Origin of the sequence: Frateuria sp. YIM B11624, from assembly GCF_049727805.1 — a bacterium.
Taxonomy (GTDB): domain Bacteria; phylum Pseudomonadota; class Gammaproteobacteria; order Xanthomonadales; family Rhodanobacteraceae; genus Frateuria_A.
In genome coordinates this window covers 213,068-221,628 of sequence record NZ_JBCNYA010000001.1, presented here as the reverse complement: position 1 = coordinate 221,628, position 8,561 = coordinate 213,068, and the positions used below count along the sequence as shown (strand labels likewise).

Genomic DNA, 8,561 nt, shown 5'->3' with positions numbered 1-8,561 from the left:
GGCCGTTTCTTTTGGTTACTTTTCTTTACTCCGGGCATCCTGCCCTCCGCCCTTCGGGCCAGCTTCGCTGTTCGCCCGCGCTCCCGGCGCGGGCGTGGGCCAGCAAAGAAAAGTGACCCGAGCGCCGACAGGCGATCGGAAGCCCGCCGCAGGCGAGCCCAGTCGCGGAGGCTCCCCGCAAGAGCGACAGACAACGCACCACCCCAACGGGCATCCCCGCGAGCCCCGGCCCCTCACCCAACCCTCTCCCCGGAGGGGAGAGGGCTTCGGATCGCGGCGGCTTTGACGAATGCCGCGGCGGCGGAATGTCCGTTCGCCCCGAGCCTGACTAAGCGAAACCAACGGGGCCCACCATGAGCACACCGACACCCGGCCCGCCACGTGCCCTGGCGCGCCTGCAACTGCATGCCAGCTTCACTCTCGACGATGCCGCCGACCAGGTCGACTACTACGCCAACCTCGGCGTGAGCCACCTCTACGCCTCGCCGCTGTTCGCCGCGCGGCCCGGCTCCCGCCACGGCTACGACGTGATCGACTACCACCGCATCAACCCCGAACTCGGCGGCGAACCGGCGCTGCGACGCCTGGTCGAGCGCCTACGCACGCATGGCATGGGGCTGGTGCTCGACATCGTGCCGAACCACATGTTCGCCGGTCCCGGCAACGCGTGGTGGACCGACGTCCTGCGCCACGGCCGCGCCAGTCACTACGCCGGCTACTTCGACATCGACTGGAGAAGTCCCGATCCGCTCGTGCGCGGCCACGTGCTGCTGCCCATCCTCGGCAAGCCCTACGCGCAGGCGTTGCGCGACGGCGACGTGCGGCTGGTGCGGGAAGCTCGGGATTACGCTCTGCGGGTGCACGACGTCCCGCTGCCGCTCGCGCCGTCCACGATCGAATCGCTGGGCGGGGCAGGGGATCCGTCCGCCGTGCTGGCCGCGCACGACGCCACCCGTGAATCCGGCTTCAGCGCGCTGCATGCGCTGCTGGAGCAGCAGCACTACCGCCTGGCGCTGTGGAAACTCGCCAACGATACGGTCGACTACCGCCGCTTCTTCGACATCAACGAACTGGCCGGCCTGCGCATGGACCGCACGCGCGTGTTCGAAGACAGCCATGTGCTGGTCTTCCGGCTCTACGCCGAGGGCCTGATCGATGGCGTGCGCATTGACCACGTCGACGGCCTGGCCGATCCCCACCGCTACTGCCGCCAATTGCGCCATCGCCTGCGCCGCCTGCAGCGCCAGCGTCCCGCCGGCGCGCCGCGCGGCCCGGCCTACGTCGTGGTGGAGAAGATCTTGGCCGAAGGCGAGCGCCTGCGCCCGGCCTGGCGCATGGACGGCACCACCGGCTACGAGTTCATGGACCAGGTCGGCGCCTTGCTGCACGAAGGCGCCGGCGAAGGGATGCTGACGGAACTGTGGCAGGCGGTCAGCGGCGAGCGCGCGGATTTCGCCACGGTGGCGCGCGTGGCGCGCCGGCAGATCCTGGTCGACAGCTTCGAGGCCGAGCTCGATCGCACGGCACGCGCGCTGTTCGACGCCGCGCGTGCCGACGTCGCCACCCGCGACGTGAGCCTGCCGGCGATCCGTCGCGTGCTGGTCGAGCTGCTGGTGCATTTCCCGGTGTACCGCACCTACGCCGGCGGCCTGGGCCGCGACGCGGTCGACGAGGCGGTGTTCCAGCAGGCCTACGCACGGGCGCGCCGCCATGTGCGCATCGAGGACCGCGAACTGCTCGCCGACGTGGCCGCCTGGCTCGGCGGCCAGGCGCCACGCGGCCTGCCGCCGGGCCGCGTGCGGCAGGCACGCGAGCGGGCGATGCGGATCTTCCAGCAGGCCACCTCGCCGATGGCCGCCAAGGCGGTGGAGGACACCGCCTGCTATCGCTATGGACGGCTGCTGTCGCGCAACGAGGTCGGCGCCGATCCCGGCCACCTGGCGCTCGACATTCCAAGCTTCCACGCGCTGTGCGAAGAGCGCGCGCGCGAATACCCGCACAACCTGCTGGCCACCGCCACCCACGACCACAAGCGCGGCGAGGACGCACGCGCCCGCCTGGCGGTGCTCTCGCAGGCGGCCGTGGCACCGCACTGGGCCGGCACGGTCGGGCAGTGGCGCACGCGCAACGCATCCCTGCGCCTGTCGGTCGATGACGCGCCCGCGCCTTCCGCGGCGGACGAGTACATGCTTTACCAGACGCTGGTTGGCGCCTGGCCGTTGCAGCTCGCGCCGGACGACGCGCGCGTCCTGGACGCCTTCCTCGAACGCGTCGCGCAATGGCAACGCAAGGCGCTGCGCGAGGCCAAGCGCCGCTCGCGCTGGAGCCGCCCGAACGAGCCCTACGAGGAGGCCTGCGAACGATTCCTCGCCACGCTGCTCGCACCCGGCAACGACTTCGCCACCGGGCTGCACGCCTTCGTGCAGCGCATCGCCGCCGCCGGGGCCGCCAACGGTCTGCTGCAGGCGACGCTGCGCCTGGCCTCGCCGGGCGTGCCCGACACGTACCAGGGCACCGAGTTCTGGGACTTCAGCCTGGTCGATCCGGACAACCGGCGGCCGGTCGACTTCGATGCGCGGCGCGCTTCGCTCGCGGCCGAAACATCCTGGGACGCACTGCTGCAAGACTGGCGTCGCGGCCCGCTCAAGCAGCGCGTCCTGCGCGAGCTGCTGCAACTGCGCATGCGCCGCCCGGCACTGTTCGCGCGGGGCGCCTACCGACCGCTCGCGGTCGAGGCCGAAGGCCAGCCATGCGAGCGCCTGCTCGCCTTCGAGCGGCGGCTCGACGGCGAGTCGGTGGTCGTGCTGGCCGCCCGCCACCACGCCAGCGTGCTGCTCGACGCCGCGGTGCCCCGCTGGGACGCGCAGGCTACGGTCACGCTGGCAGGGCGCTGCCGCGTACATGGCATGGCGGCGGGCCGCTACCGCAACGTGCTGGGCGGACAGGAGCAGGCCGTGAACGAAGCGATCGACCCGCGGGACTGGCTGTCGCCGCTGCCGATCGCCGTGCTCGAGCGGATCTGAGCATTCCAGCGCACCGTGCGAAGGAGGAACGATGCAAGCGACAACCGGCGCCCGCGCCGCCATCGCCCGCGTGGCCGCCCTGCTGACGATCATGTACGTGGGCGCGACGCTGCCCACGCCGCTCTATCCGCTGTACCGCCAGGCGTTCGGCTTCGGCACGTTCACACTGACCCTGGTGTACGCGATCTACGTGCTGGGCAACCTGGCCGCCTTGCTGCTTTGCGGTCGCCTGTCGGACCAGTTGGGGCGCCGTCGCACGGCGTTGCCGGCGGCGCTGGTGGGCCTGCTCGGCACGCTGGTGTTCGCGGCGGCCGTCGGCACGGGCTGGCTGTTCATGGCGCGCGTGCTGAGCGGTTTCGCCACCGGCCTGGCCGCCGGCGCCACCACGGCCTGGATCACCGACCTGAGCGCCGGCGACGCGCTGGCAGCGACGTTCGCCTCGGCGGCCAACCTGGCCGGCCTCACGCTGGGGCCGTTGCTCGCCGGCGTGCTGGCGCAGTACGCACCCTGGCCGTTGCGGTTGCCCTACCTGGTCTATGCGGCCTTGCTGCTGGTGGGCATGGCCACCGTGTGGCGGGCGCGCGAGACGGTGACGGTGCACGGGAGCGGGGCAGTGGCGTGGCGCCCGAGGCTGGGCGTGCCCAGGGGTTTGCGCCTGCGCTTCCTGGCCCCGGCGTTCGCCGCCTTTGCCACCTTCGCGCTGCTGGGCTTCTACGCCGCACTGGTGCCCGGACTGCTGGCCGGCAGCCTGCACCAGCGCGGGCCGCTGACCGCCGGACTGGTGGTGGCCGGCCTGTTCCTGGTCGCCACGCTCACGACCTTGCTCGCTCGCGGGCTGGGCGGGCTGGCCGCGATGCGCGGCGGGCTGGCGCTCATGCTGCCGGCGCTGGCCCTGCTGGTGGCGGCGGAGGCCTGGCAGGCGATGGCGCTGCTGGCGCTGGCCACGCTGGTGTCCGGCATCGCTGCCGCGCTCGGCTACCGCGGCAGCCTGCAGGCGATCAACGCACTGGCGCCCGAGCGGCAGCGCGGCGAGGTCGTGTCCAGTTACCTGGTGGCCTGCTACCTGGGCAACTCGCTGCCGGTGATCGGCATCGGTTGCCTGGAGGCGGGCACCGGGCCGTTCGTGGCGCACCTGGCGTTCGCCATCGTCATCGCCGTGTTGGCGCTGGTGGCCGTGGCCGGCGCGCGCTGACGGCGCGGGCGCAAACGAAAGGGCGCGGTCGATCGACCGCGCCCGTCATGGGGTGTCTTTTCCGGAATTTCAGATCAGCCAGCAGGTGGCCGGCTGGGTGGGCGAGATCCAGGGGAAGTCGTCGTCTTCATCCTGCGTTGGCGTCGGCACCGGCACGCGTGGCGTGCGGCGGTCCTCGACCGGCCATTCGATGTCGCTGTGGCGCCGGTCCAGCGGCGCGTCCTGGTCGGTGGGCCAGCGTGGGGTCTGTTCCGGGCCGATCGCCGGTCCGTTGATCGTCCAGTCGTGGTCGCGGATGAAACCGGGGTGGCGGCGGAGGGTCGAGGGGCTGCGGGCGTTCATGTTCATGGGGCGAAAGGCTTTCCAAAACAACTGGATGTAGTTTCTTTTTCCCGCCGTCTACAGGGCGCGAAGAGAAAGCTGCTGCCGCTTTAACGAGCGATCGCCATTCCCGCGCGCGGGTGGCGCCGCTTGCCTAGATCCCGCCCACCACCAGGGTGAAGCTCTGCAGGAAATGGAAATCGGGCCGGCGCAGCGCGTAACCCGGCTGGTCCGGATCGCACAGCCGCGCCAGCTCCTCGTAGTCGTCGGTCGGCAGGTAGGGCCGCAGCCGCTCGCCCCAGGTACCGCGGAAGATGACCTCGAGCAGGTAGTCCTCGTCCGCGCGGGCCAGGGGCGCCAGCCGCTCGATCATGAAGGTGCGCGCGGTGACGTTGCGCAACCCGGCCTGGCGCAGCCGGCCGGCCAGGGCGCGCACGTCGGCCAGGCCACGCTCGCTCACCTGGTAGCGGTCGCGGTAGTACTGCCGCACGGCCTCGTTGACCAGGCGCTCGAGCCGTGCGTCCCAGGCGAAGTACATGTCCGGCAGCAGCGAGCTCTGGCCCAGCGCGATGCGCCCACCGGGCCGCAGCAGGGCGGCCAGGCCCTGCAGGCCGGCCACCGGATCGTGCAGATGGTTGATCGTGTTGACCGACCAGACGAGGTCGATGCTGGCGCGGGCCAGCGGCAGTTGCGCCAGGTTCGCCTGGATCACCAGCGCATCCGCCGGCGCCACGGCGCGGGCGGCCATCGTGTGGGCACGCGCCAGGTCGGCACCGAGGACCAGCCCGTCGCGGCCGACCGCGTCAGCGAGCCAGCCCAGCGCCTCGCCGGTGCCGCAGCCGGCATCCAGCACGCGCAGGCCCGGCTGCAGGTGCAGGCTGGCGATGGCCTGGCGCAGCTCCGGTTCGGCATAGGCGTTGAACAGCCGCAGCTTCCACGCGTAATCGCGGGCGGCGGTGTCGCCGAGCAGTCCGGAGGGGGCGGGTCGGGTCATCGGTTGCTCGCAGCCTGGCGGGAATCCAAGGACGCGGCGGCTCGCCATGCAAGCCGCCGCTGGCCAGATGATGGCACCGGATGCCGCGACATCGGGCGTCCGGTCGCCACGATGCGCGACGTCGTCAGAACCAGATACGCACGCCGGCCACCCAGCGCCGTTCGGACGGACCTTCTCCGCTGTCGCGGCCAAGCGCGGCCGTGCCGCCGAAGCGACGCGTCCATTCCCATCCGACGTAGGGCGCCACTTCGCGGCGGAACTCGTAGCGCAGGCGCAGGCCCAGCGAGGCATCGGACAGGCCGCTGCCCAGGCCGCGTGCCGGGTCGGCCTTGCCGTAGGCATTGAGCTCCAGCTCCGGCTGCAGCACCAGGCGCTGGGTCAGCAGCAGCTCGTAGTCCGCCCGCAGGCGCGCCGCGGTGCGACCGGCGGGACCCGCGTAGCCGGTCGCCTCCAGTTCGAACCAGTACGGCGCCAGGCCCTGCAGCCCGAACGCGACCCAGTGCCGGGCCGGGCCGTCGCCCATGTCCGTGCGCACGCCCAGTTGCGTGTCCCAGAACGCGGTGACGGCGTGCTGCCAGAGCGCTTCGAGGTCGGCCGTGCCGGGTTGGCCGTGGGTGCGTTCGCCTTCGCTGCGCAACCACAGGCGGTCGCGGTTGTTGCCGTAGCCGCCTTCGACGTCCCATTGCTGGCCGCTGACTCCGCCACCGTGGAAAGCCTCCAACTGGTCGACGCGGAGCGAGAACCGCCTGGCGTCGTCCTGCATGCCCATGTCGACGCCATGCATGGGAGCAGGCGGGATGCCGTCGGAGTAGTCGGGATCGCGTGCGTCCGGCGGCGGAGCTCCGCCTTGCATCGGACCCATCGCGTGGTCGCCCGTCGCGCCCGTGCGGTTGCGTCGCACCGCCGGCTCGTGTGGATGCTGCATGGGCATCGGTGCGGACATGGGCATCGCGTGGCGGTCCGGCATGGGTGCGCTTTGCGCCGAGCCGTGGGCATGCGCGCCGGCGGCGTGCGCGGGCATGTCCATGCCCGGCATCGCGCCATGATCCATACCGTCGTGGTCCATGCTGTCATGGTCCATGCCGGGCATCGTGCCCATGTCCGCGGAGCTGCTGGCGGAAGCGGGAAGGTCCTGGGCATGGGCGAAGGACAGGCCGGCGGCTAGGGCAAGCGCCAGGATGGCGAAGGCAGGGAGGCGCCTCATGACACCACCACCTCGCGGAACATGCCCGCCTCCATGTGGTAGAGCAGATGGCAGTGGTAGGCCCAGCGCCCGGGGTTGTCGGCGGTGACGCGGTAGCTGATGCGCTGCGCCGGCTGCACGTTGATGGTGTGCTTGCGCACGATCACGTGGCCGTCCGCGTCCTCGAGGTCGCTGAACATGCCGTGCAGGTGGATCGGGTGGTTCATCATCGTGTCGTTGACCAGCACGATGCGCAGGCGCTCGCCCCGGCGGAAGTGGATCGGCCGGGCCTCGGAGAAGGGCAGGCCGTCGAACGACCACAGGAAGCGTTCCATGTTGCCGGTGAGGTGCAGTTCGATCTCGCGTTCGGGGTCGCGCGGATCGGGCGGCGGATCGAGCGAGCGCAGGTCGGCGTAGGTCAGCACGCGCCGGCCGTTGTCGCGCAGGCCGATGCCGGGATCGTCGAGGTTGGTGCGCGGCATGTCCACGCGCATGTCGACCGTGGGGCCGTACTCCGTGCGCGCATGACGTACCGCCTTGCTTGCTGCGGCCGTCGGGGCATGTCCGTGGTGCGAAGGTCCGGCGGCGTGGGCCGCGTGTTCCGCCTGGCCTCCCGCCTGATGGGAAACCGAAGCGTGGCCGCCCATCGCCCCCATCATGTCCTGCATGCCCAGCCACACCCGTGCGTCCATCGCCGGCACCTCGGCCTGCATGCCCTCGCGTGGCGCCAGCGTGCCGCGGGCATAGCCGCCGCGGTCGATCGACTGGGCGAACAGCGTGTAGGCGCGCGCCTCGGTCGGTTCCACGATCACGTCGTAGGTCTCGGCCACCGAGATGCGGAACTCGTCCACCGGCACCGGCGCGACGTCCTGGCCATCGGCGGCGACCACGGTCATCTTCAATCCGGGAATGCGCACGTCGAAGATCGTCGAGGCCGAGCCATTGATGAAGCGCAGCCGCAGTTTCTCGCCCGCCCGGAACAGCCCCGTCCAGTTGCCGGCGGGTGCGGTGCCGTTCATCAGGTAGGTGTAGGCGCAGCCGCCGACGTCGGCCAGGTCGGTCGGGTTCATGCGCATCCGGTTCCACATGCGCCGCATGGACAGCGCCTCGCCCAACCCGCGCTCGCGCACGTCGCGCAGGAAATCCGCCGCGGTGGGCTGGTGGAGGTTGTAGTAGTCGCTGCGCTGCTTCAGGCGCGCGTAGATGCGCGCGGGATCCTCGTCGGTCCAGTCGTTGAGCATTACCACGTAGTCGCGATCGGCCGCGTGGCGTTCGGGCCCCGCCGGGTCGATCACCAGGGCGCCGAACAGGCCGGTCTGCTCCTGGAAATGCGAGTGCGCGTGGTACCAGTAGGTGCCGGCCTGGCGCACGTCGAAGCGGTAGGTGAACGTCTCGCCCGGTGCGATGCCGTCGAAGCTCAGGCCCGGCACGCCATCCATGTCGAACGGCAGCACGATGCCGTGCCAGTGGATCGACGTGGCCTCGCGCAGATGGTTGGTGACGTGCAGCGTGACTGTCGTACCTTCCTTCCAGCGCAGGAGCGGACCGGGCAGGCTGCCGTTGACAGTGGTGGCCGGGCGCACGCGGCCGGTGTAGTCGACCATGGTCTGGCCGACGTCGAGATGGAATTCGGTGCCGGCGAGCACGCCCGGCGGGCGGACGCCGGCCTGGGCACGGGCCGGGCGCACCAGCCCGAGCCCGGCGGCCGCGCCGCCCACGGCGAGACCTTGCACGAAGCGGCGGCGCGACAGATCGATCGCCGGAACAGCGGTCGGCGAAGAAAGGGAAAGCGGTTTCATGAAGTCACTCGGTCAGGCGCGTCTTGCCGGATGCGCAGGGACGCACGCC

At 71.3% G+C, this 8,561-nt stretch carries 6 protein-coding genes; 2 read left to right on the top strand and 4 right to left on the bottom strand.

What is annotated here, in order from left to right:
• Window positions 1–353: 353 nt before the first annotated feature.
• Both treY and AAIL17_RS01000 read left to right on the top strand, forming a co-directional pair.
• Window positions 354–3,023: a malto-oligosyltrehalose synthase gene (treY, locus tag AAIL17_RS01005; protein WP_424680932.1), complete on the top strand. Its 2,670-nt coding sequence runs from the start codon at window positions 354–356 to the stop codon at window positions 3,021–3,023.
• Between the two features lie 31 nt (window positions 3,024–3,054).
• A complete protein-coding gene (locus tag AAIL17_RS01000) occupies window positions 3,055–4,215 on the top strand; it encodes an MFS transporter (protein WP_424680931.1) in 1,161 nt (386 codons plus the stop codon).
• Between the two features lie 69 nt (window positions 4,216–4,284).
• Here AAIL17_RS01000 and AAIL17_RS00995 read toward each other — a convergent pair whose 3' ends face one another.
• The 4 genes from AAIL17_RS00995 to AAIL17_RS00980 form a co-directional block, all read right to left on the bottom strand.
• Window positions 4,285–4,563 carry a hypothetical protein gene (locus AAIL17_RS00995; RefSeq protein ID WP_424680930.1) on the bottom strand — a complete coding sequence of 93 codons (279 nt, stop codon included), beginning with the start codon at window positions 4,561–4,563 and terminating at the stop codon, window positions 4,285–4,287.
• Between the two features lie 127 nt (window positions 4,564–4,690).
• On the bottom strand, window positions 4,691–5,530 hold the full coding sequence (locus tag AAIL17_RS00990; protein ID WP_424680929.1) for a class I SAM-dependent methyltransferase: 840 nt from the start codon (window positions 5,528–5,530) through the stop codon (window positions 4,691–4,693).
• Window positions 5,531–5,654: 124 nt separating this feature from the next.
• Window positions 5,655–6,734 carry a copper resistance protein B gene (locus tag AAIL17_RS00985; protein WP_424680928.1) on the bottom strand — a complete coding sequence of 360 codons (1,080 nt, stop codon included), beginning with the start codon at window positions 6,732–6,734 and terminating at the stop codon, window positions 5,655–5,657.
• Window positions 6,731–8,512: a copper resistance system multicopper oxidase gene (locus AAIL17_RS00980; RefSeq protein ID WP_424680927.1), complete on the bottom strand. Its 1,782-nt coding sequence runs from the start codon at window positions 8,510–8,512 to the stop codon at window positions 6,731–6,733. The genes AAIL17_RS00985 and AAIL17_RS00980 overlap by 4 nt, the downstream gene beginning before the upstream one ends.
• Window positions 8,513–8,561: the final 49 nt, after the last annotated feature.

Coding starts and splice junctions, on each gene's coding strand:
- treY (WP_424680932.1), top strand. CDS start 354: ATGAGCACACCGACACCCGGCCCGCCACGTGCCCTGGCGCGCCTGCAA.
- AAIL17_RS00985 (WP_424680928.1), bottom strand. CDS start 6,734: ATGAGGCGCCTCCCTGCCTTCGCCATCCTGGCGCTTGCCCTAGCCGCC.
- AAIL17_RS01000 (WP_424680931.1), top strand. CDS start 3,055: ATGCAAGCGACAACCGGCGCCCGCGCCGCCATCGCCCGCGTGGCCGCC.
- AAIL17_RS00995 (WP_424680930.1), bottom strand. CDS start 4,563: ATGAACATGAACGCCCGCAGCCCCTCGACCCTCCGCCGCCACCCCGGT.
- AAIL17_RS00990 (WP_424680929.1), bottom strand. CDS start 5,530: ATGACCCGACCCGCCCCCTCCGGACTGCTCGGCGACACCGCCGCCCGC.
- AAIL17_RS00980 (WP_424680927.1), bottom strand. CDS start 8,512: ATGAAACCGCTTTCCCTTTCTTCGCCGACCGCTGTTCCGGCGATCGAT.